Below are 23,790 nucleotides of genomic sequence, written 5' to 3' on the forward strand. Positions count from 1 at the left end.
GCTGTTTTTTATTATTAGGAAGTTTAAATTAACGTTATTTAATTAGCAATGGTAACTTATTGGTATTGTATTTCGGTCCAAACCACTTCTTGTTAATCTTAGCTAATTTACCAGATTTAGATAACTTTATCAGGGCCTGATTAACTTTCTTCCGGAGAGTTACATCACCCTTACGAAAGCCAACGGCATCGTACTGAGCTGGGAACGGACTATTAAACTGTTTAAATTCGGCCGGATCAGATTCATGACTAATGTAATAATTAGCGTTAGCACTATCGATTAAAAGCGCATCAACACGACCGGACTTTAAATCAGACAGGGCATCGTTATAAGTACCGTAAAGAATTGGTTTCCGGTTCTTAATGCGGTCCTTTAAGATCTTGGGCTGCTGATCCAACGTTTGCTGATCAGATGAACCTCCCTGAACACCTAAAGACTTACCATTCATATCTTTTATATTATTAATGTGATTCTTACGAAGCGTAACAATATTATAACCACCGTAAACATACGGCTTAGAGAATGCACAAACCCGTTTACGTTGAGGCGTTATACTGAAGCCGTTCCAGATAACATCGATCGTCTTATTTCTTAATTCCGTGGTGTTCATGTTCCAGTCAATCGGTTGAAAATCGGGTTTAATCCCCATCGTCTTAAAGGCCGCATTAGCTAAATCTACATCATAACCAACGATCTTGCCCTTTTTATTTTGGTAACCAAAGGGAACAAACGTTTCATCGATTCCAATAACAACTTTCTTCCGCTGTTTGATACGAGACCAAGTATTCTGAGTATTAGCGCGCTTAACTTCAGACTCACAACCGGTAGCACCAATCGCTGTACATACGAGTAACAGTAAAATCGCAATCCTAACTAAAATTTTGAGAAATCGTTTCATGATGATCACCTCTTATTCCGCCGTGCAACTAAATTTCTTGATGTTTACAATTCGGTCAGAAACCTTCTTGGCAAAAGGTAAGTCATGTGAAACGATAATTTGGGTCATGCCACGCTGCTTTAGTTTATAGATCAAACCAGCTAACGTCTTGACTAATGCTGGATCCAGTGCACTGGTTGGTTCATCATAACAGAGAATCTTGGGCTTCATCATTAATGCCCGAACGATCGCAACCCGCTGCTTTTGACCACCCGATAACTGATAAGGATAGAGATCCTTTTCGTTTGAGATGTCCAAGTCCTTAATTAACTTAGTTGCTTGGGTCTTAATTTCACCTGCTGACATAATCTTTCTTAAGCGAGGAGCCAAGGTTATATTTTGCATTACAGTTAAATTCGGGAATAATTCATAGTTTTGAAAAATCAAACCAATCATGGATTTTTTCTTTGAACCATTTGGGTTAAAAGCCCGACCATTTAAAGTGAATTCTCCGGAATTAATAGGTTCTAAACCGGTAATGCACCGAAGTAACGTGGTTTTACCAGCACCGGAAGGTCCAATAATCCCTAAAATTTCGTTCTGTTTAACGTCGATGTTGACGTCTTTTAAAATCTTTTTATTACCATAACTCTTGTTGACATCTTTAATGGCTAACATCTTACACACCTCATTAATTTAAATTCGATAAACATCCATCATTTATAACTTCCACGTTGCGTAATGATTTTCGACTTTCTTTAACCCAAATGATGCGACACCGGTTAATACTAAGTAAATTGCGCCAACTAAGATTAATGGAACCAAGGTAACGTCACGGGTAGCAGCAATATCACCAGCACGGAGTAAGTCACCTAGACCAATTACGTATACTAATGAAGAATCTTTAATTAAATTAATGACTTCATTTCCGATGGACGGTAAAACAATTTTGACAACCTGTGGAATTATGATTTTACGAACGGTTTCACCAGGAGTTAAGCAAAGCACATAAGCACTTTCGTATTGACCTTTAGGAATCGATGGAAAACCACCACGGAAGATTTCAGCAAAGTAAGCTGCGTAGTTAAGGATTAATGCGATCGCTGCAGCTTCAAAACGAGGGAATACAATATTGACAACTGGTAATCCATAAAATACAAAAATAATTTGAAGTAATAGCGGCGTTCCACGCATAATCCAATCATAAAATTCAATTAACCTATTCAACGGTTTAAATCGACAGGTTCGACCTAGGCCCAGAATCAAGCCTAATGGTAACGAACAAACTAAAGTCAGTAAGAAAAGCTTAATGGTAAATAAAGCACCTTTTAATAAGGCTGGCATAATACTGATGCTGTAACTTAACATAATGTACACATCCTTTTTCAACATTTAATAATCGGCAATAACTTTTACATAAAAAAATCCTCCTGAGCTTTCATAATCAAAAGCTCAAGAGGACGAATTATTAATCAACATAATCGCGGTACCACCTCAATTTCCAACGTACTCACGTACGCTGGCTCACGGAGTTTAATTTCTTCAAATTATCAAACCATTAAAAAAGCCCTCATAGATCATAACGACCTATGAGGGCGTACAAAGCGCTGTTCCACCTCATGTTTCTAACGTACTCACGTGCGTTAGCTTAAGAAGTTTAATAGTCAAAGAAATTAAACTCCTGCGATAACGAGCATATCGATCTCTCCTACTAGTCTTCAGAGAAATAGTTCACAGGCGTGGATAACTACTTAGATCGCTTCATTCCATCAGCGAAGCTCTCTGGACACCGAAGATAGTTAAGTTCCTGTTCAAAACTTTTATATTGATATTCATTTGAATATCATTTTACGTTTAATATTAAAACATTATTTTAGATAGATGTAAAGAATGTTTCCTCAATTCATTAAAAATAATCTATATTTTATTAAAAGGTTATGTAATTACCCATAAGTCAACCATTTATGATCAATGCTAATAGAGCAAAAAAGCCAAACATATACTATCCAGTCTGCATAGAATCTGTTTGGCTAAATTATTCATAATCGTTTTAAATTAAAGACTATTCTTCGGCACCTGGAGCCCATTTAAATTCAAGGCCCGGATCAGCATTCAAATCAGCACCGGCAAACTTCTTTTCTTTATAGAAGACGTAAGCGGCACCACCAATCATTGCGGCGTTATCACCACATAATTTCCGTGGTGCTTTCAAGAATTCGGTGTGTGGAAAATCTTTAGCTAACATGGCCTTCAAGTGTGAACGTAGACCTAGGTTGGCAGCAACCCCGCCACCTAAAATTAGCTGCTTAACAGGATGGGCTTTTAAAGCTTTCCTAGTCTTATGGACTAGCACGTCAACTACAGCAGCTTGAAAACTAGCTGATAAATCAGCTTTATTTAAGGTCTTACCAACCTGATGGGCATGATGAACGGTGTTTAAGAACGCACTCTTTAGACCACTAAAACTGAAGTCATAATTCGGAGCCTTTTCCATAGCACGTGGAAAATGGAACGTGTCATGACCTTCATGGGCTAACTTATCAACGTCAGGTCCGGCTGGATATGTAATTCCCATAACTCGACCGACTTTATCATAAACTTCACCAGCTGCGTCATCACGGGTTTCACCAATAATCTCGAACTGGCCTTCCTTTGGCATCGATACTAATTCGGTATGACCACCGGAAACTACTAGGGCCATTGCGGGAAAGACAATCGGTTTGATAAAACGAGCTGCGTAAATATGGCCAGCTAAATGATTAACTGGGATTAACGGTAAATGATGAGCCCAGGCAATCGTTTTAGCTGCGGTAACACCAATCAATAGTGCACCAACTAGTCCGGGACCGTACGTGACGGCAACGGCATCTAAATCGCTATAGTTAACGCCAGCTTCTTTCATGGCGTCACGGATACAGTACGTAATCATTTCAATGTGATGACGGCTAGCGACTTCAGGAACGACACCACCAAATCGCTTATGACTTGGAATCTGAGTGGCGACCACGTTGGATAAAATCTTGTGGCCGTTTTCAACGATGGCGACACTAGTTTCATCACAACTGGATTCAAAAGACATTATTAGATTTCGTTTCAAATTCAACACTTCACTTTAGCTAAATTTCAGCGCGATACATATCAACATAGTTACCAGGTTTACGACTGGCGTTAGGATGCTTCTTCAACCAGCGAGCCTGAACCGGTGTTAAACGTAAGTAATTTGGTAGAAAGGCGTTAACGTCCTTGACCGGTTTCTGGGTTTCACCATACCGACCTAAAGCACTAGCCTGGGGTAAATTATCCATCCCAATCGCAAAATCGATTTGCTTGCCTAAAGCTTTCTGATACTGAGCCTTAAAATGATCGGCATCCCCGATCCCGATGATCGGTTCTTTGATCTTCTTTAATTCGGCAAGCCAGTTAACTAATGGAATATGCTGATCTTTAATTACCGGTACCGGCATATGGTTCTTAATCCGGTAAAGTCCGGTGTACATGTTTTCGTTACGAGCATCAAAAACGGGGTTAACCAAAGCACCTTCGTCAGCTGATAAATTAAGGGCCAACGTCTTTAAACTTGAAACGCTGACTAAATCAATTCCCAAGCAAAAAGCCAGAACTTTAGCCGTTGTACAAGCAATTCTAACGCCGGTATAAGAACCGGGTCCACTAGCCACGACAACTCTAGTTAAATCTTCCGGTTCTAATCCAGAATGACTCATCAACCGTTTAATAATCGGTAATAATTCTTTCGAATGCATTCGATTGACGGTAGTCGTCATCGTTGATAAAATTCGGTGATCTTCTAATACCGCTACGCTAAGCGGCCGGTTAGAAGTATCTAATGCTAATACTTCCATTGGTTTATCTCCTCGAACAAAATTTTAATTTTATTATATATCATTATTATTAATTCTTATGGATCCATTTAACGTTAGCTACGGCTGAAATTTGGTGATTAGACGTGATTTCATGCCTTGTAAATACGGTGTTTGAATCCTGTTTAATCATCTTAACTCGACTGGTTACGTTAGTGCCGTACTTAACTTCGTGACTAAACTTAATGTTGATATCCTGCGGAACGTGCTGGACCAAGAAATAAGGCTTTAAAACGTCGCACATCCAATTTAAATACTTAGCGTTATTGACATGATGATTAATGTCAATGTCACTGTAGCGCACCCGATAAATTCGACTAACCGTGTCATGCTGATTCTTAATTGGGTAAGGGCGCCGTAAATGTGGCAAGACGGGAACTAATTGGGCACCGTACGGTTTAATTAAATCAGGCTTAATCAAAATTAACTTTCGTGTTCGTAAATTAAGTAGGATCCAGTTACTGTCAATCTTCGCGCATACTTTACCTGACGCATCCTTAATCAAAAATTCACGTTCGGCTAAGAATTGATTATAGTACTTGGACTGGGTTGATAAGGTTACCACTTCGTTATTCTTTGGTAACCGGTTAACGTGGATCGAATACTGGATCACGACCCAGCCAATGTGGTCACCCTGAAGTAACTGGGTGCCCACGTGTAAATGGTCAATCTGATCTTCCGATACTAGTACAGCTAAGTTTAATAACATCCCTAAACTTAACCGACTGGTCATATCGGTTTCGTAATACATAATTCGATGTTTTTCTTGATAAAGATTTGGCTTCATAGTTAATTCCCTTTATGATTTCTTGATGTGATGATAATGATCATAAACATCCTGTCGCTTTAGATTATGAATCTTAGCGACCTTTTTGATGGCGTGATTAGGCTTGATCCCCTGCTTAACGAAGTAATCAACCTGCTGATCAATGGTAAGGTTATCCAGCTTTTGGGCGGCGTTTTCAATCTGATGTGCCGCATGATTACCATCAATTATGATGACGAATTCACCACGAACCTGATGACTAGCTGTCCATTGGTATAGTTCAGCTAACGTGCCACGGTAAAATTCTTCAAACCGCTTCGTCAATTCACGACAGATCACGGCACGTCGGCTTTCACCAAAGGCCTTCACCATATTTTTCAAAGTCTTTTTTAACCGATGAGGTGCTTCATAAATGATCATGGTTTCGCGACGGTGATTGAGCCGCTTTAATTCATCCATCTGTTCGTGCTGCTTACGGTCCAGAAAACCGTAAAAATAAAACGGCTGTGGGGATAATCCAGAGGCAATTAAACCGGTCATCCCAGCGGTGGGTCCCGGTAACGGAATTACTGGGATGTGAGCCTTAACGCAAGCCACCACTAATTCATGACCTGGATCACTAATTGATGGCATCCCAGCATCACTAGATTGAGCAATTGTAACTCCAGACTTTAATTTTTGAATTAATTCAGGGACCCGGGTTGCGTAATTATGCTGATGAAGACTAATTTCGGGCGTATGAATGTGATACCGATTAAGCAGCATCTTGGTATGACGCGTGTCTTCGGCAGCAATCAAATCCACAGCTTTATAGACGTGGAGCTGCCGAATGGTAACGTCCTCTAAATTACCAATTGGGGTGGGTACTAAATATAACTTTCCCGTTGATGCTGGACTAAAACTACGCTGGATTTCCAAAGCCAATTCCCCCTAATTACTTCTGAGTTCGCTTGTCGTGATCATCACTGCTGTTCCAAAACAGGATCTTATTACAGAAAAGACAATTTTCGTTCTTATCACGATGTTTACCAAAAAATTGATTACAAACATGAAAGCCCTGGTTATATAACTTAAGTAAATTCTGGCGTGATTTAGTCAATTGCGGACCCTTTTTGGGCGTCTTTTTTTCAACAGCTCGATGTTTTTTGCCTAGGACAGCACGTAAATGCTGATTTTCAATCTTCAATTCGGAATTTTCTTCTAAAATTCGCGTAACCCCTTCACGGAGTTCAGAAAATTTAGTCAGCATTAACTGTGTCTGAGCTTCCATACTCTTAAAACCTTCGTATAATTGTCGATCATCCAATCCGGTGTCACCTCTTTACCAAGTCATTTTAACCAGGCTAATGTTTTCAATGTCATCATTTCTAAAATATTCTGAAAATTAACGTTTTCCGTTAATAATTGATGGGTTTCTAACGTCATATCAATTATATTCAATAATTGATCCGTTGTAATCCGCTTGGCAACTTTAGTAATTTCGTCATAATTCTGCGGAAATTTCAAATCCTGTCGAGGTGTATTCTCAAACTTAACGTTCATCACGTCACACCAGATTTGAATCATCATTTCAGCCGTAATTTCACGGTCATGATGATTATGAATTAGCGGCATGATACTGATTTGGACCAATGGATACGCCATTAGGTTACCTTGTTCAATCTGTTTGAACCAAGTTCCGATGGCCTTTTGTAAAGTCCCGAACCAATCACCTGCGTTCCACTTCTTAGCGGTACCAACGTCATTGGTTAAAACGGCCAGTAAATTATATTGACTTGGGTTTACATCTGCGGCTTTCAATTCATTAAAAAAGACCTTTTTCGGAACTGATGGCAATTCGACGACCTGGGTTCGTGAAACGATCGTTGGCAAGATTGCCGATTTATCGTTCGTTAGTAAAAATGAAACGACGTTTCCTGACGGTTCTTCAATGAATTTTAACAGGCTATTGGCCGCACTAACTGTCATTCGGTCGGCATCGTTAATAATGAAGACCTTTAGGTTACCTTCAACGGCACTCTTTGAGAATTCAGCTTTAAGGTAACGAATCTGGTCAATTTTAATGCTTTGGCCACGTGGACTAATTAATACTACGTCAGGATGTTCATGCTTGGTAATCCGCATGCATTCATTACACTTGCCGCACGGGTAATTCTGATCAACCCGCTTACAGAACAACCGCATCGTGATGGTTAACGCTAAGGCTAATTTCCCGGAGCCGGGTTCACCACATAGTAAATACGCGTGAGATAACTGATTATTATGAACGACGTCCATGAAATGACCCGTTAAAGTCCGTTGCTTTCGGACCGCTTCACTTATGATTGAATTCATACTTTAAATCCTCAACTTACTTAAAAGCGATAAAACTTATCCATTGGCAACACCATTACGGTTGCCCCACCAACCTTTACGTTGACGGGATACGAAGTGTTATTGGCACCGCCGTCTAAGTTAACCGGTGGAGTAATGGATTGCTGGCGAGATCTAGAAACCCGTTTAATTAATTTCAGTAATCCAGGTAACTGTTTATCCTGAATCCCAATTAAATATGTCGTGTTACCAGATCTTAAGAAACCACCGGTCGTCGATAATTTAGTAGCGTTAAGATGCCGTTTGATCAAAGCCGTTAGTAATTTAGAAGCATCTTTATTTTGCACAACCGCAATTACTAATTTCATCAAGCATTCTCCTTAAATTTAAGGTGTGCGTCGTTCTTCAGTAATCGTAAAACATCAGCAACGACGTGCTCAACATCTTGATCCGCATTAATAACCTTAATTCGATTTGAATTAGCTTTAGCTAATTGATCATATGCATTATTAACCCGCTGATGGAAACCTAACTTTTCTTGATCCAAACGATCCATTTTATTTTGGCGATGATTCTGAATCCGATCTAAACCAACTTTAGCCGGAATTTTAAAGTAAATCGTTAGGTCCGGTTCCAATCCACCGGTTGCGTACTGGTTCAACTTTAGGATTGGTTTAAAACCTAGCTGACGACCACCACCTTGATAAGCGACTGAACTGTCAACGTAACGATCACACAGAACCGTCCGACCAGTTTTAAGTGCCGGAACGATGTCCTGAACAACGTGTTGACGTCGAGCAGCCGCGTACAATAATGCTTCGGTCTTAGCATCCATTGCGGTGTTATCAGGATCAAGGATTACGTGGCGAATTTCTTCAGCAATTCGATCTCCACCTGGTTCACGGGTAATCAACGGAGCCATCCCCGACGTCGGTCGAATTAATTTAAAAACCCGACTTAACGCCGTTGTTTTACCGGCCCCGTCGGATCCTTCAAACGAAATAAATTTACCTTTCATATCTACTTGCCTCAATTAATTATGATCAAGTCGAATTACATCTGAGTGCGATCCTTCATGGCTCGGTACAGAGTCATTTCATCGGCATATTCAATATCACTGCCAGCAGATAATCCATGTGCTAAACGAGTAACTTTAATTCCAGCGGGCTTGATCAACTTCGATAGGTACATTGCCGTAGCTTCACCTTCAGGCGTTGCATTGGTAGCAATGATAACTTCGTTAACCTTTGAATTTTTCTGAAGGCGTTTGAGTAACGATTTAATGTTTAGGTCTTGCGGTCCACGGCCTTCCATCGGTGATAGAACGCCATGCAAAACGTGGTATAAACCATGATAATCCTTCATTTTCTCCATTACCATTACGTCTTTTGGGTGTTCAACAACTAAAATCTTCGAACGGTCACGACGTGGATCTTTACAGATCTCACATGGATCCGTTTCAGTAAGGTTACCGCAAATTGAACAGTACGTTAATTTATCTTTGACATCAATTAATGCCTGAGCAAAGTTCTTAACGTCGTCTTTATTCATATTGACCGTAAAGTACGCTAATCGAATCGCAGTCTTACGACCAATCCCTGGTAGACGCATGTAACTACTGATTAATCTAGCAATGGGTTCAGGATACTGCATTTAATTACCTTCCCATTTTTAATGATTACATTCCAGGAATGTTTTTGGTGTATTTGCCTAGCGCATTCTTGGTTGCACTATCAATCTTCTTCATGGCATCGTTAGTTGCGCTAACGATCAAATCGGATAACGTGTCAGGATCCTTTGGATCAATGGCCTTAGGGTCCATCTTGATGTCTTGCATCTGATGATCACCTGTAAAGGTTACCGTAACTAAATTTTCGGGTGACTTACCAACAAATTCTTGTTGGTTGATGTTTCGCTGATCGGAGCCCATTTGTTTCTGGAGCTTCTTAACCTGTTTCATCATTTTACCCATGTTCATTCCACGCATCATATCGTATCTTCCCCTTTAATTAAAACTTTAATCATCTTTGATTTTTAGAATTTTGTTAATATCTTTACCAAATATTTTGACGGCTTTTTGCTTACTCAAACGAGCTCGTTTTTTCTTTGGACTTTCTGACGACTGAGGTGCTACGGATGACACCTGAGCTGAAGATGACATCAGCTGTGAATTCGAGTGGCTAACTGACACAACAGACGATGGCTGCGATTTTGGCGTTGTCGCTACCGAATCAGCGGATCTCACTGATGGTGTCCTGTTTTTAACTACCTGCGGCCGGTGCTTCATGTAATAATCTCGGCGAATCTTTGGCCACTGATCATCAGGTACAAAGACAACTGACGGTAAATTACCAACGATCTGGTCTAAATCACTACTTAACGTATTAATCAGATTTTGGTTTTCGCTAGCTCGTTCATAGAAAAATGAATAGGCAAACGCAACCACAATGCCCTTCTTACTGGCGGCAACCGGTTTAGAAACACTCATCATGGCCCGTTCAGTAACCGGCAACTTCCTGACGATCTGGTTCCAAGCTGATTTCATCCGATTAAGATCTGGACGCGTCGCCTTATTCAGGATTGGGTATACCTTAGCCAAGTCAACGTTAACTGACCTGGATGATGGACTTTCAGAAGTCGTCTGACTTGAAGATTGCTGATGACTAGCTTGAGCTGAATTTGAAGATGCTGGAGCCGTACGATGACTTTGCAGCCATTCGACCTTAGTCTTCAAATCATTAACCTGATGGGCTAAATCAGTGATCGCTTCATCCGTCTTACTATTCACCTGTGAACTCTGCGAAGATTGATTATGAATCGTAGCGATTCGAACCGTAAGGACTTCTAGATAAACGTCCGGATGAACCGTAAACCGCATTCGCTCTTCAACGGAATCCACTCGACCGATAATCTTATAGATCAAATCGGGGTTAATCTTTTTAGCTAAATTTTTAAAATTATCATCAACAATTCCGAGTTCTTTTTTAAGGACCATTTGCGGCGACTGTTGATACAGTAAGATGTCCTGACAGTAGTTAATCAACTCTTCAACGAATTGATTAGCATCTTTACCAGAATCTAAAATCTGTTGAACATCTGCTAAGGCATCTTTAACGTCGTGATCAGCGACTTCCTTTAAATATCGATAAAGTAAGTCTTTAGTGACACTTCCGGTAACTTCCAACGCATTATGATAACTGACGTGATCCTTACCGTAAGACATTACTTCGTCCAGGATACTTAAGGCGTCACGCATCCCACCTTCAGCGGATCGGGCAATTACCTTAAGGGCCTTGTCATCATAGGTAACCTTTTCATGCTTTAGAATGTACTGCATTCTGGAAAGGATATCGGCGGGCTGAATTCGCTGGAAATTAAACCGCTGCGTTCTTGAAATAATAGTGGCAGGAATCTTTTGGGGCTCCGTCGTTGCCATGATAAAAATCACGTGAGCCGGCGGTTCTTCTAAGGTCTTTAATAAGGCGTTAAAGGCTCCGGTTGACAACATGTGGACTTCATCAATGATGTACACCTTATATTTAGCCTGGGTTGGCGCATATTTAGCTTTATCACGGACGTTTCGGATTTCATCGACACCATTATTGGATGCGGCATCGATTTCAATCACATCGTTCAGTTTACCAGCGGTAATTGCTTTACAGATCGGGCAGTGATTGCAAGGTTCGCCATCCTTTTGGTTAGGACAGTTAACGGCCTTGGCAAAAATCTTGGCTGCCGAAGTCTTACCGGTCCCTCGGGGACCAGCAAACAGATAAGCATGACTGATTTGACCCGTGGTAATCGCGTTTTTAAGCGTCTGCGTAATTACCTGCTGACCAATCAGTTCATCAAACCGCTGAGGACGCCAAACTCGGTATAAAGCTCGGTAACTCATGGTGATTTCCTTTCATAAAACCCAAATTCCTACTACTTCTAAATTATATTATTTCAGCCGCTTTAAATCTACATCGAGATCTAAATTTCAAGTTGAGATGACAAAAGGCTCTTAACTAATTTAATAGCTAAGAGCCTTCCTCTTTATTAAAAAATTAATTTCAAATCAACGAGAAGCACAGGGTGAGTCTTACTTAGTGCTGCTCCCTCTCGGGCCTGACACAGTTCATAAGGACACCTTTGCTTCAGGGCCTTTCGGCATTATTAATAATAGCGTATTTTGTAAAATTTGTCCAGTCACAATTATCGACGCTGACGGAAGAAGTTTCGCATCTTATTAACAGCTTGTTCACGATAGATACCACTTGTAACGGCCACCTGATGGTTTAACCGTTTGTCCGTTGGAATATGATACAAACTGTCAACACCACCAAATTTCGGGTCTGGAGCACCATAATATAGATGACGCATTCGAGCGTTAACAATTGCCCCAGCACACATGATGCACGGTTCAATCGTGACGTAGATGTCACAATCGTCTAACCGCCAGCTATGCAACGTATCACAGGCTTCATGAATGGCATAAATTTCGGCATGACCTAAGGCATCCTGAGACATTTCACGCAAGTTATGACCCGTACCGATTACTTTACCATCGTGGACGACAACGGCGCCAATCGGCACTTCGTTGATCAATGCCGAATAGTCAGCTTGCTGCAACGCCAGCTTCATAAATTTTTTAACGTTCTGATCCATTGAATTCACCCTCGAAAAATACTTTCTAAGATATAATAACCTTTATCACGTTTAACGATTTGGCAGTTGCCATAAGTCTTCGTCATGGCTCGTTTTGCGGATGGTTCACCCTGCTTACGGCGAACGACAGCAGTTAAAGTTCCGTTTGGTAACAGATGATCTTTAGCCTTCGTTAAGATCGTCATAACGACCTTTTTGCCAGCTCTAATCGGTGGGTTCGTCACGATCCCCGCAAACTTTTGGTCGATATTCTGATAAATATCGGAACTAGCGACTTTAACGTTATTTAAATGATTCAGTTTTACGTTTTTACGGGCCAGATCCAGAGCCAAATTATTTACGTCAGTCAACAAGAATTTTCGATCTGGATTAGCTTTAGCTAAAGCGATCCCAATTGGACCGTAGCCACAGCCTAGATCAAGAATGTCGCCCTGTGGCATCTTATTGACATCGGTATATTTAATAATCACCCGTGATCCGTAGTCCACGGTGTACTTAGAAAACACACCGTTATCACTTTCAAATTGAAGGTCATTTCCTAATAATTTAAAGGTCCATTTTCGAATCTGATGATGGACGTGTGGATTCTTAGAATAATAATATTCAGCCATCGTTTGCCAACTTTCAAATTTATTTTTAATTCGAGTTTTTGCACTATATTTAGTGCTTTCATACCATTTTCACACTAAATATGGCATTAGCTCAAATTGAATTTTTATTCATCTGATGTACACTTTTAATTGTAAACGAGTTTCAAAATTAAATTAAAAATCTGCATTTTTAACTTGCGGATCATAACTCAATCGTCGTATAAATGGTGGAATCATTAGATGATTCCACCTATTTTGCCAATTTTTCACTTAAAGGGGACTATCTAATGGCATTAAGTAAGTTACACAACGTGTCCTACTTCGAACTCAATAACGAAATTAACATCCCGTCACACGGTAAAATCCAATTAGATAAGGATCAGGAAGCTCTACACGCATTCTTAAAAGAAAACGTTGAACCCAATACCATTCGTTTCAAATCTCTTAAGGATCGAATTGACTACTTAATTTCCCATGATTATATCGAATCGGGATTCATTAAAAAATACCCGTTCTCATTCATCAAGAAATTATACCGTTATCTTAAATCTCAGCATTTTCATTTCAAATCATTCATGGCCGCTTACAAATACTACGTTCAATATACGCTTAAGACCAACGACAATGAATACTATTTAGAAAATTACATCGACCGAGTTGCTGCCAACGCATTATTATTCGCTGACGGTAACCAGAAATTATGTATGGAAATCGCTTCGGAAATGATCCATCAACGTTACCAACCCGCTACGCCAAGTTTCTTGAATGCTGGTCGTAAGCGTCGTGGTGAATTCGTATCGTGCTTCTTAATCCAAACCACTGATAACATGAACACGATCGGTCGAACCATTAACTCGGCCTTACAGTTATCCAAAATCGGTGGTGGTGTTGGAATCAACTTATCCAATTTACGTGCCGCCGGTGACCCGATCAAAAAGATTCGCGGGGCCGCAAGTGGTGTTGTCCCGGTTATGAAACTATTAGAAGATAGTTTTTCATACTCCAACCAATTAGGTCAGCGTCAAGGTGCCGGAGTCGTTTACCTAAGCGTCTTCCATCCTGACATCAAAGCTTTCTTAGGTGCCAAGAAAGAAAACGCCGATGAAAAGATTCGTGTTAACACCTTGTCATTAGGAATTACGGTTCCTGATAAATTCTACCAGCTTTGCCGTGAAGATAAAGAAATGTACATGTTCAGTCCTTACGACGTTCAACGGGTTTACGGAGTTCCGTTCTCATACGTTGACATCACCAAGGAATACGACAAGATGGTAGCTAACCCAAAGATCCACAAAAAGCACATGCCAGCTCGAGAATTAGAAGATGACATCAGTATGCTTCAGCAGGAATCCGGTTACCCATACATCATGAACATTGATACCGCTAACCGTGATAATCCGATCGACGGTAAGATTGTCATGAGTAACCTTTGTTCCGAAATCATGCAGGTTATGAAGCCATCTGTTGTTGATGACGAACAGCACTTTGCTAAGTTAGGGACCGATGTTTCCTGTAACTTAGGATCCACTAACATCGTTAACTTGATGGCATCACCTAACTTTGGTAAATCCGTTGAAGCTATGACCCGTGCGTTAACGTTCGTCACTGATCATTCCAACATCAGCGTGGTTCCGCCAGTTCAAAACGGTAACCGTAAATCTCATTCCATCGGTTTAGGTGGCATGGGCCTTCATGGTTACTTAGCTAAGAACCACATTTACTACGGTTCCAAAGTTGCCGTTGAATTTACCAGCGTTTACTTCATGTTATTGAACTACTGGACCTTAAAGACATCGTGCCAGATCGCTAAGGAACGTCATCAGACCTTTTATAACTTTAAGAAGAGTAAATATGCCGATGGCAGCTACTTTGACAAGTACGTAACTAAGTACTGGGGACCACAATTAAAGCGCACCAAAGAACTATTTAAGGGCATCTTCATTCCAAATCAGGATGACTGGAAACAGTTACGTGATGAAGTCATGAAGTATGGTTTATATAACCAGAACCGCATGGCCATCGCACCAAATGGTTCTATTTCATACATTAACGATACGACCGCTAGTATCCATCCAATCATTGACCGGATTGAAGAACGTTATGAATCCAAGACCGGTAAGATTTATTACCCAGCACCGTACTTATCAAACGATACGTTACCGTACTATCAGTCTGCTTATGACATCAACATGTGTAAGGTCATCGATACTTATGCCGCCGCTCAACAACACGTTGATCAAAGTATGAGTATGACGATGTTCATGCGTTCCACCATTCCAAAAGGTCTTTACCCTTGGAAGAAGCACGATAAGACGCAGAAGATGACAACGCGTGATCTTAATATCATCAGAAACTACGCTTTCTATAAGGGTATTAAGTCGATCTACTATGTTCGAACCTTTACGGATGATAAGCAAGAAATTGGTGCTAATCAATGTAAGAGTTGTGAAATTTAATTCAAACCAAATTTAAATCAAGTCGTTGTTAGTCCAATCCGTTTAACATTAAGGATAACGGTCGATTAACAACGACTTTTTTGATATACTAGATACTATCGAAAAAGGTATAATAGATGTATATTAATCAATTACTTCACAATAATTAGTAATTAAGGAGATTTTCAATGAATAACTACAAAGCGATCAACTGGAATGACATCAGTGACGAAATCGATAAAGCCACTTGGGAAAAGCTAACTGAACAATTCTGGTTAGATACCCGTATTCCGTTATCCAATGATTTAAAAGACTGGCGTTCATTAGACGATGACCACCGTTGGGTCGTCAGCCATGTCTTTGGTGGATTAACGTTATTGGATACCCTTCAGTCTCAAGATGGGATGGCCGCATTACGTAAAGACGTTCGTACGCAACAAGAAACCGCCGTTCTTAACAATATTCAGTTTATGGAATCAGTCCATGCCAAAAGTTATTCTTCCATTTTCTCCACGTTAAACACTCCCGATGAAATCGCAGAAATCTTTAACTGGAGTGATACTGAAGAATTCTTACAGAACAAAGCTAAACGCATTTATGAACTTTACCATGACGATGAAGACCCGTTAAAGAAGAAAATTTCAAGTGTATTCTTAGAAACCTTCCTATTCTACTCTGGTTTCTTCACCCCACTCTGGTACTTAGGTCATAATAAGTTACCTAACGTTGCCGAAATCATCAAGTTAATTCTTCGTGATGAATCTGTCCATGGTACCTACATTGGTTACAAATTCCAGATTGGTTTTAACCAGTTAGACAAGCCTGAACAGCAGCGTATCAAAGACTGGATGTATGACTTCTTATACGCACTTTACGAAAACGAAGTTAAGTACACCCACTTACTTTATGATCAAGTCGGCTGGACTGGCAAAGTCTTAACCTTTATTCGTTACAACGCCAACAAGGCTTTGATGAACTTAGGCCAGGACCCGTTATTCCCCGATACCGCTAAAGATGTCGATCCAATCGTTATGAACGGAATTTCAACGACTACCGCTAACCATGACTTCTTCTCACAGGTTGGTAATGGTTACCGTTTAGGCCAAGTTGAAGCCATGAACAACAGTGATTACGATATTGGTCGTCCGAAGAAAGACTTAGGTAAGTTCTTCTATCCTAACGATAAGAATACTGGAAACGACCTTAAAGTTTCTAAGAAAGACTTATTCAAGGATCCACAGAAGACTCGTGAAGCTAAGCGAGCTAAGGAACAAGCTAAAAAGAACCATAAAAATAACTAAATTTTAAATAATTTAAAGTAACAAAAAAGTTCTGAAAATATTAATTTTCAGAACTTTTTATTTTACAATTTTCTAATTTAATTATTCATTATTATTAGAAAAGATCTGGATCAATGACGGATGTTTATCCTTCTTGTTGACGTGCTGGTTAACTAATAATAAGAGCTGAAGCATGGTAAAAATCAGCGAGCTGCGCTTTCGATATACGATATATCTAGGTTTCCAATCGGATACGAACTTGTTCTTATAGTCCCGTAATCCCTTGAAACTGTAGAATTTATAACCATACTTGAAGATCAAATGAGCTAACCGTTCATCAACGAAACTAAACTTGGATTCACCAACGTTAGATAGCGGAGCCATCCCTAAGTTAAAAATTTGGTACCCATCATCACGTGCCTTCTTGAACAACGTGATGAAGATGCCATCCATTATCCCGGATGGCGCACTCTTCAGTGATCTCATCAAATCAATTGAAGTTACATTATGATTGCCGTTGGGCATCAGATTAGCAAATGAAATGATCTTACCTTTCGGATCCTTCATGATCGCAATTGGGGCCTGACTTAAGTAATAATCATCAAAGTAACCTAACGAGAAGCCCTTTTCTTGATTACCGTCTAACCAGTCATCAGAAATGTGACGCAAAGTCTTCAAAAATTCAGGCTTAAACGGTGGTTTAACAATCTCGAACTGATAATGCTTTCGCTCAAATTTATGCATTAGAGCTCGGTCACCACGATGTTTACTACCAGCTAAACTAAAGTTTTGTAGATCAACAAAGCCTTCTTCACCGAACTTCGTAAAGTCAAAGCCCTTTTCATGAAGCAGCATCGTAAACCGTTCACCAACTTCATAAAAGACTAGTGACATGCCTAATTTATCAGCATCGTTCATAAATTGGTCAACGGCTGGATCCATTTTGGCTCGGTTACCGACGGGTTCACCCATGATAACTAACTTATTAGCCTTCTGTTTGAACATGAAGAACAACTGATCCTGATGATTTTCACGATAGAAGTAAATCTGTTTATCACGCATAAAGGCCAGATGACTAATTTCGTTACCACCGTATTTATTAATAACGTTCCGAACTCGTTTAGCCGTCTTAACGTCAAACGGCTGGTTTAACCAGGCAACGTTCTTATGAGATAAGAATCGATAAATAATGATGACGATTAAAATGGCAACCAATAATCCTAGGAAACCAGCGAACCATACTTGGTACGACGGAAATAGGTACGTATTTGAGAAATGCAGGAATGCGTAACGATAACGTGTATAAATTCCGACAAAGGAATAAATAATAAAGGTTACCGTGAAGATGATGGTATCCATGATCTTCTGACCCCATGAATACGTCAACTTTTCACGATATAGGCAACCTTTGGATAACCATAGGCAAATCAAAATGATGGCAAAGGTTACACACATACTAATTGGAAATTCCTGTTTCCAGAGTGAATTAGCCATTGCGATTACCATCACAATTACGGTCGGCCAGAACGCTTTCTTAATTCGAGAACCAATTCCTCGGGCCAAGCCAATGAAGATAAACGCAAAGATCATGTTGGTCAGTTGATCAAGGAAGTAAAACGTATACGGTTCCAACGATAGATAAACTTTATTAACTAAAGCAAAATTAGGAACAGTTGCCAATAACAGCATCATAATTGCTGAGAAGTACATAAAGATCGTTAACACGATCTGAGCGGTTCGTTGAATAATGGTCGCTGGAATGCCGTCTAACGAATTATTAATTCGACGACCTGTATCATGAATCAATAGAATAATACCTACGGTAACTGGTGCAATATAGTAAAAAGCACGGTACAAAAGATCCCAAACTAATGCGGCACTTGTTGAAAGGCCCATCGCTTTTAATTCACCGACCATGACAACATCAAAGCCACCAAGGCCCCCAGGCATCATTGAGACAACTCCGGCAACGTTCGCAATGATAAACAGCGGAAAAATGCTGACTAAATCAACATGAACGTGCATAAACGCACCAATAATTATGAATAAAGCGGCACAGCCACCCCATTCACAGCAGGATCCCAATATCAATTTAAGTTCACGATTAAGTGTTAAATCTTTAAAGAAACTAAAGTTCTTGACCCTGGTAAATATAAAGATAGCAGGGAAGTAAATTCCTCCAGCTAGTAGAATGTACCAGTAACGTTCCAATCGCGGATCAACGTGAAAGCCAAAGATCATTACTAAGGCAACTAAACAGTACGTTGATAGTCCAGCAAGTAGGAACAAAGCAACTTTCGATAACGCATAGATAATCTGCTTCTTGGAAGATCCTTTACTGTAAAAATGAGCTCGTAAGCTAGCGCCAAGGAAACCACCAAATCCGGCAATATTAGTTAAAGTATTAACGATCCAGCCACTTTTAACGATGTAACCCGTTTTAAACTTACTTGGCAGCAGATCAACCATTGAAAAGTCATAGGTCAACATCGGTAATACCGATATGAAGCCTAAGACTAATAAGATTGATAATGAGGTCGGTGTCTGGGTTCTAAATGCTTTAAGCATCTGGGGACCACTAACATCAGAAATAATTCCTGAACCAACGTAAATGACAACGCCTAAAACAAATAAGGCAAACAAAAGTTTAATTGCCGTAAAATGCTTATTAATAAAATTAACGGTCTTATAGTATAACGTTCTCAAAGGAATCCTCCGTAACTATCGATCAAACGAATTAGTTATAAGATATGAACACATCACATTATACCTTATAACAAAAAAGACGTGCAACATTCTAAAGAATGCGGCACGTCTTTTGTGTAAATCTTAAAAGTTAATGATTTACTTAAGGGTTACGGTACAACCGGCAGCTTCTAAGGTCTTCTTCATCTTAGCAGCATCAGCCTTCTTGACACCCTTCTTTAAGATGGATGGAGCACCATCAACAAGGTCTTTAGAATCCTTTAAGCCCTTGCCAGTGATATCATGAACAGCCTTGATAGCTTTGATCTTAGCTGCACCTGGCTGAGTTAATTCAACGTCAAATGCGCTCTTAGCAGCAGCACCGTTACCGTTACCACCGGCAGCAGGAGCAGCTGCAACAGCAGCCTTAACGCCGAATTCTTTTTCGATTGATTTAACTAAATCGTTTAAATCAGTAATTTTAGCTTCTTTTAATTGAGAAATGATATTATCTTTATCAAAAGCCATGTTAATTTCCTCCTATTATTAATAAATCGATATTTTTAAATTAAGCGGCATCATTGCCAGCCTTTGACTTCTTTTCAGCCATAGCCTTAACAATAAGTGCAACTTTTCTGATTGGATCTTGTAATACGTTTGCAAGAGTAGACAGTAATTCTTTGCGACTTGGTAAGGAAGCATAAGTTTCAATGGTCTTAACAGGAACCATTTTGCCATCAATTACGCCACCTTTGAATTCAACAACACCCTTAGTAGCCTTACTCATCTTGAGTAAAATCTTGGATGGTTCGATTGGATCCTTGGTAGCAAAAGCAACGGCAGTCGGTCCTTTAGAGAACTTTTCAAAGCCTTTGTAACCAACTTCGTTAGCAGCACGAACTAAGATATTGTTCTTAACAACGTGGAAACTAGAGCTAGCTTTGTATAAGGCCTTACGTAACTTAGTCATTTGACCAACTTTTAATCCACGATAGTTAACAACGATAGCTGACTTAGAGTTCTTAAGTAAGTCAGCAAACTTTTTAACTTCTTGCTTTTTAGCTTCTAATACATCTTTCTTCATCAGGTTCACCTCCTAATTCAAAGATTAATTAATCTTAAAATTTATTCGGGTAATAAAAAATCCCCATGCCTACCCAGACATAGAGAGAAATCGATGATTATTCGAATTCAATTCCTCGGCAGGTATTATTGAGATCAACGATCGCCTGAGTCTTGGGTAGAATTAATTACATGATTAAATATATCATAATCTAATCAGATATTCAAATGAGGATTTTTTAAACGTTGTTAAAAATTACTTGTTAAAAGAATTTAAATCAACTTTAACGCCAGGGCCAAAGGTAGATGATACAGAAATGTTCTGGATGTAATCACCCTTGACAGAGTCTGGACGACTTTTAACGATAACGTTTTCAAGTGCAGTAAAGTTTTGGACTAACTTCTTAGTATCAAATGAAACTTTACCAATGATTGCAGCAACGTTACCATCACGGTCAGTTCGGTAAGTAACCTTACCAGACTTAGAATCCTTAACCGCTTTAGCAACGTTCATGGTAACAGTTCCAGTCTTTGGGTTAGGCATTAAACCTTTAGGCCCTAAGATACGACCTAAACGACCAACAACTGGCATCATATCAGGTGTTGCAATGGCAACATCAAAGTCTAACCAGCCGCCTTGGATCTTTTTAGCTAAGTCGTCAGAACCAACGTAGTCAGCACCAGCTGCTTTAGCAGCCTTAGCGTTATCACCTTTAGCGAATACGATAACGGTCTGTTTCTTACCAGTACCGTTTGGTAATACTAAAGCACCACGTAACTGCTGATCAGCTTGCTTAGTATCAACGTTTAATTTGAATGCAACTTCAACGGTAGCATCAAACTTAGCGTAATCGATCTTTTTAACTAAATTAATGGCATCGGTAACAGGATATGCTTTACTTGAGTCAACCTGCTTCAATGCTTCTTGATACTTTTTACCTCTTCTACGAGCCATCGAAAATTCCTCCTTGCTGTGGTTGTAACGGAAATATAACCTTCCACTAATGCATTAGTAATGCACAGAGATCAGGCTTATATTATTTGACGGTAATACCCATACTACGAGCAGTACCTTCAACCATCTTCATTGCTGAATCAATACTACTAGCGTTAAGATCCTTCAGCTTAGTCTGAGCGATCTTCTTAACGTCAGCCTTGGTAACACTACCAACTTTCTTGGTGTTAGGTGTACCAGAACCAGACTTAACACCGGCGGCTTTCTTTAATAAGTCAGATGCTGGTGGAGTCTTAACAACGAATGAAAATGTGTGATCTCCATATACACTAATAACAACGGGGACAACAGTGCCTTTCTGGTTAGCAGTTTTGGCATTGAATTGTTTAGTAAAGCCCATAATGTTGATACCAGCTTGACCTAATGCAGGTCCAACTGGAGGAGCAGGTGTTGCTTTACCTGCTGGAATTTGTAACTTAATTACGTTAGCTACTTCTTTTGCCACGAGACATTCCTCCTTAAGTCCGTGTGTGGTCATAAAGGAGATTAATATTTCTCCTCCCACATAAGTGAGTTAACACACATTGAAAAATATAACATTATTTAACCATAAAAACAATGGCTATATTTATTCAACGGGTTTAACTTCACCGAATTTCAATTGAGTATTGGTTTCTCGACCAAACATGTTGATATTAACGTTTAATTTAGCTTGATCAGCATTAATGTTGGTGATCTTGCCAGATAAGCCTGAAAATGCACCAGCGGTGATCGTAACGGTATCACCAACTTTAGCATTTAACTTGGTTTCGTTTTCAGGTTTCTTTTCGTGAAGTCGATCTAAGATTAACTTAACTTCACTGTTTAATAACGGTACTGGCTTACTGCCTTGACCGTGTGATCCTAAGAACCCAGTAACACCTGGTGTGTTTCGGACAATATACCAGGATTGATCAGTCATAATCATTTCAACGATTACGTATCCTGGGAACGTCTTATCCATCTTTAGTGTCTTTTTACCCTTTTTATCAGTGACACGTTCAGGTGTGGCGGGAACTACTACTCTGAAGATGTAGTTAGTCATTCCCATTGATTTTTCTCTGGATTCAAGGTTAGCTTTAACTCTGTTTTCATACCCAGAGTACGTATGAACGACATACCATCGTTTTTCAGGTTTTTCAGCAGATTCCATCAAAACTTTGCTCCTTTTACTCTAATTAAACGCTATTAATTATATCATATCGATCCTTAACAATTTTTACAGTAAACCCAATAGGGACTGTAAAATCCCATCGATAATTGCAAAAAAGATTGCAAAGAAAATTGACGTTCCGATTACAGTGCACGTATCACGTTTAGTCTGATGTACATTAGGCCAAACAACCTTTTTCATTTCTTTGCAAACGGATTTTAAGAATTTAATTAACCTCATTTTATCCTCCCATTAATCATTAACGAGTTTCTTTATGCAATGTGTACTTACCACAATGTTTACAGAATTTTCTTAATTCTAATCGTTTCGGATTATTAGGATTGACGGTAATCGTATAATTTCTAGCTCCACATACGGTACAAGCTAGAGCAGCTTGTCTTTTATTACTGGCCATTAAATTACCTCCATAATTCAAAATAATAGTATCATTTCACGGGTAAACAGTCAATCTAGCCCGTTATCAAGCATTCTTTTATACTTAAATTTACAACGAGCATAAGCATTTTTGACCTTGTTGATTGAACAATTATTATCTTTAGCAACATCAGACTCTGATTTATGTTTTATACCGATATCAATAAGTACTCTCTGCTCAAATTTTGAACAATGGGTCATTAATTTTATTAAATCTTCATTATTTATCACAAATTGTTCAGGATGAGTTGCTTTAGTATCACTAATCATATCATCATAATAACTTTGATTAGCACTATATGATGTTAAACAGTTATTCGGAATTCGTTTTTGGGCGTTTGCTTTCCGAACAACATCATAAAAACGATTTCTCACGCAACTTTTATAATAAGCTCCAAAATTAACTTGTCTCTCAATATCATAAGTCCTAATAACGTCAGTCATTACGATGTCGGCTTCTTGCTTCCAATCATCGAATTCCATCCAAGGAAGATAAATTTCACCATTAAAAGATTTAACTATCGGTAAATATCGATCAGATAATTTAGAAAATAAATCTTCATCAACGATATTACCTTGGCTATCCGTCATCTTATTAATTAATTCTTGGTCATCCTGTCGGCCCTGGGCTGTCATATACATGGCACTCCAATTTCTAAATGAATTAAATTA

General features: G+C 39.4%; 27 protein-coding genes, 1 other RNA gene and 1 other annotated feature. Of the genes, 2 read left to right on the plus strand and 26 right to left on the minus strand.

What is annotated here, in order from left to right; genetic code table 11:
* Positions 1-34: 34 nt before the first annotated feature.
* The 17 genes from ELX58_RS06885 to ELX58_RS06965 form a co-directional block, all read right to left on the minus strand.
* The gene (locus tag ELX58_RS06885; protein WP_133442382.1) at positions 35-898 is read right to left on the minus strand and encodes an amino acid ABC transporter substrate-binding protein; all 864 of its coding nucleotides are present in this window, start codon (positions 896-898) and stop codon (positions 35-37) included.
* 12 nt (positions 899-910) lie between these two features.
* Positions 911-1,555, minus strand: coding sequence for an amino acid ABC transporter ATP-binding protein (locus tag ELX58_RS06890; RefSeq protein WP_133442383.1), 645 nt, complete (start codon positions 1,553-1,555; stop codon positions 911-913).
* A gap of 42 nt (positions 1,556-1,597) precedes the next feature.
* Complete coding sequence (locus ELX58_RS06895; protein WP_133442384.1) at positions 1,598-2,245, minus strand: amino acid ABC transporter permease; 648 nt, start codon at positions 2,243-2,245, stop codon at positions 1,598-1,600.
* Positions 2,246-2,939: 694 nt separating this feature from the next.
* On the minus strand, positions 2,940-3,956 hold the full coding sequence (gene tsaD / locus ELX58_RS06900) for a tRNA (adenosine(37)-N6)-threonylcarbamoyltransferase complex transferase subunit TsaD (RefSeq protein ID WP_133442595.1): 1,017 nt from the start codon (positions 3,954-3,956) through the stop codon (positions 2,940-2,942).
* Between the two features lie 37 nt (positions 3,957-3,993).
* Complete coding sequence (gene tsaB / locus ELX58_RS06905) at positions 3,994-4,737, minus strand: tRNA (adenosine(37)-N6)-threonylcarbamoyltransferase complex dimerization subunit type 1 TsaB (protein WP_133442385.1); 744 nt, start codon at positions 4,735-4,737, stop codon at positions 3,994-3,996.
* Between the two features lie 49 nt (positions 4,738-4,786).
* Positions 4,787-5,542, minus strand: coding sequence for an acyl-[acyl-carrier-protein] thioesterase (locus ELX58_RS06910; protein ID WP_133442386.1), 756 nt, complete (start codon positions 5,540-5,542; stop codon positions 4,787-4,789).
* 12 nt (positions 5,543-5,554) lie between these two features.
* Positions 5,555-6,439: a 16S rRNA (cytidine(1402)-2'-O)-methyltransferase gene (gene rsmI / locus ELX58_RS06915; RefSeq protein WP_133442387.1), complete on the minus strand. Its 885-nt coding sequence runs from the start codon at positions 6,437-6,439 to the stop codon at positions 5,555-5,557.
* Between the two features lie 16 nt (positions 6,440-6,455).
* Entirely contained in the window at positions 6,456-6,827 is a 372-nt protein-coding gene (locus tag ELX58_RS06920; protein ID WP_133442388.1) for a DNA replication initiation control protein YabA, read from the minus strand.
* 23 nt (positions 6,828-6,850) lie between these two features.
* On the minus strand, positions 6,851-7,855 hold the full coding sequence (gene holB / locus ELX58_RS06925) for a DNA polymerase III subunit delta' (RefSeq protein WP_133442389.1): 1,005 nt from the start codon (positions 7,853-7,855) through the stop codon (positions 6,851-6,853).
* A 20-nt stretch (positions 7,856-7,875) separates the two neighbouring features.
* Positions 7,876-8,202, minus strand: coding sequence for a cyclic-di-AMP receptor (locus ELX58_RS06930; RefSeq protein ID WP_133442390.1), 327 nt, complete (start codon positions 8,200-8,202; stop codon positions 7,876-7,878).
* Positions 8,202-8,852 (minus strand): dTMP kinase, encoded by a 651-nt coding sequence (gene tmk / locus ELX58_RS06935; RefSeq protein WP_133442391.1) that lies wholly within the window; start codon positions 8,850-8,852, stop codon positions 8,202-8,204. Before tmk ends, ELX58_RS06930 begins: the two co-directional genes overlap by 1 nt.
* Before the next feature lie 35 nt (positions 8,853-8,887).
* The gene (gene recR, locus ELX58_RS06940) at positions 8,888-9,487 is read right to left on the minus strand and encodes a recombination mediator RecR (protein ID WP_133442392.1); all 600 of its coding nucleotides are present in this window, start codon (positions 9,485-9,487) and stop codon (positions 8,888-8,890) included.
* Between the two features lie 25 nt (positions 9,488-9,512).
* The gene (locus tag ELX58_RS06945) at positions 9,513-9,824 is read right to left on the minus strand and encodes a YbaB/EbfC family nucleoid-associated protein (RefSeq protein ID WP_133442393.1); all 312 of its coding nucleotides are present in this window, start codon (positions 9,822-9,824) and stop codon (positions 9,513-9,515) included.
* A gap of 27 nt (positions 9,825-9,851) precedes the next feature.
* Entirely contained in the window at positions 9,852-11,729 is a 1,878-nt protein-coding gene (gene dnaX, locus ELX58_RS06950) for a DNA polymerase III subunit gamma/tau (RefSeq protein ID WP_133442394.1), read from the minus strand.
* A gap of 156 nt (positions 11,730-11,885) precedes the next feature.
* Positions 11,886-11,985, minus strand: an RNA gene (ffs, locus tag ELX58_RS06955) — signal recognition particle sRNA small type.
* Positions 11,986-12,031: 46 nt separating this feature from the next.
* The gene (locus ELX58_RS06960; RefSeq protein WP_133442395.1) at positions 12,032-12,484 is read right to left on the minus strand and encodes a nucleoside deaminase; all 453 of its coding nucleotides are present in this window, start codon (positions 12,482-12,484) and stop codon (positions 12,032-12,034) included.
* A gap of 5 nt (positions 12,485-12,489) precedes the next feature.
* Positions 12,490-13,095 carry a class I SAM-dependent methyltransferase gene (locus tag ELX58_RS06965; protein ID WP_133442396.1) on the minus strand — a complete coding sequence of 202 codons (606 nt, stop codon included), beginning with the start codon at positions 13,093-13,095 and terminating at the stop codon, positions 12,490-12,492.
* Between the two features lie 266 nt (positions 13,096-13,361).
* On the opposite strand from ELX58_RS06965, the gene nrdE reads away from it, so the two are divergent.
* Positions 13,362-15,530, plus strand: a complete 2,169-nt coding sequence (gene nrdE, locus ELX58_RS06970; protein ID WP_133442397.1) for a class 1b ribonucleoside-diphosphate reductase subunit alpha — start codon at positions 13,362-13,364, stop codon at positions 15,528-15,530.
* A 167-nt stretch (positions 15,531-15,697) separates the two neighbouring features.
* Complete coding sequence (gene nrdF, locus ELX58_RS06975) at positions 15,698-16,810, plus strand: class 1b ribonucleoside-diphosphate reductase subunit beta (RefSeq protein ID WP_133442398.1); 1,113 nt, start codon at positions 15,698-15,700, stop codon at positions 16,808-16,810.
* A gap of 81 nt (positions 16,811-16,891) precedes the next feature.
* On the opposite strand, the gene mprF is transcribed toward nrdF, so the two are convergent.
* From mprF to ELX58_RS07020, 9 genes are all read right to left on the minus strand, one after another.
* Entirely contained in the window at positions 16,892-19,495 is a 2,604-nt protein-coding gene (mprF, locus tag ELX58_RS06980) for a bifunctional lysylphosphatidylglycerol flippase/synthetase MprF (RefSeq protein ID WP_133442399.1), read from the minus strand.
* Between the two features lie 138 nt (positions 19,496-19,633).
* Positions 19,634-20,002: a 50S ribosomal protein L7/L12 gene (gene rplL / locus ELX58_RS06985; protein ID WP_133442400.1), complete on the minus strand. Its 369-nt coding sequence runs from the start codon at positions 20,000-20,002 to the stop codon at positions 19,634-19,636.
* Between the two features lie 40 nt (positions 20,003-20,042).
* Positions 20,043-20,558, minus strand: a complete 516-nt coding sequence (gene rplJ / locus ELX58_RS06990; protein ID WP_133442401.1) for a 50S ribosomal protein L10 — start codon at positions 20,556-20,558, stop codon at positions 20,043-20,045.
* A 45-nt stretch (positions 20,559-20,603) separates the two neighbouring features.
* Positions 20,604-20,733, minus strand: a sequence feature (ribosomal protein L10 leader region).
* A gap of 59 nt (positions 20,734-20,792) precedes the next feature.
* The gene (gene rplA / locus ELX58_RS06995; RefSeq protein WP_133442402.1) at positions 20,793-21,491 is read right to left on the minus strand and encodes a 50S ribosomal protein L1; all 699 of its coding nucleotides are present in this window, start codon (positions 21,489-21,491) and stop codon (positions 20,793-20,795) included.
* Between the two features lie 82 nt (positions 21,492-21,573).
* Positions 21,574-21,996, minus strand: a complete 423-nt coding sequence (gene rplK, locus ELX58_RS07000; protein ID WP_133442403.1) for a 50S ribosomal protein L11 — start codon at positions 21,994-21,996, stop codon at positions 21,574-21,576.
* Between the two features lie 123 nt (positions 21,997-22,119).
* Positions 22,120-22,683, minus strand: a complete 564-nt coding sequence (nusG, locus tag ELX58_RS07005; RefSeq protein WP_133442404.1) for a transcription termination/antitermination protein NusG — start codon at positions 22,681-22,683, stop codon at positions 22,120-22,122.
* Between the two features lie 66 nt (positions 22,684-22,749).
* On the minus strand, positions 22,750-22,923 hold the full coding sequence (secE, locus tag ELX58_RS07010) for a preprotein translocase subunit SecE (RefSeq protein ID WP_133442405.1): 174 nt from the start codon (positions 22,921-22,923) through the stop codon (positions 22,750-22,752).
* Between the two features lie 19 nt (positions 22,924-22,942).
* Positions 22,943-23,098 (minus strand): 50S ribosomal protein L33, encoded by a 156-nt coding sequence (gene rpmG, locus ELX58_RS07015; RefSeq protein ID WP_133442406.1) that lies wholly within the window; start codon positions 23,096-23,098, stop codon positions 22,943-22,945.
* Positions 23,099-23,148: 50 nt separating this feature from the next.
* Positions 23,149-23,754, minus strand: coding sequence for a sigma factor (locus ELX58_RS07020; protein ID WP_162614674.1), 606 nt, complete (start codon positions 23,752-23,754; stop codon positions 23,149-23,151).
* Positions 23,755-23,790: the final 36 nt, after the last annotated feature.

Origin of the sequence: Acetilactobacillus jinshanensis, assembly GCF_004359375.1 — a bacterium.
GTDB classification, from domain to species: Bacteria; Bacillota; Bacilli; order Lactobacillales; family Lactobacillaceae; genus Acetilactobacillus; species Acetilactobacillus jinshanensis.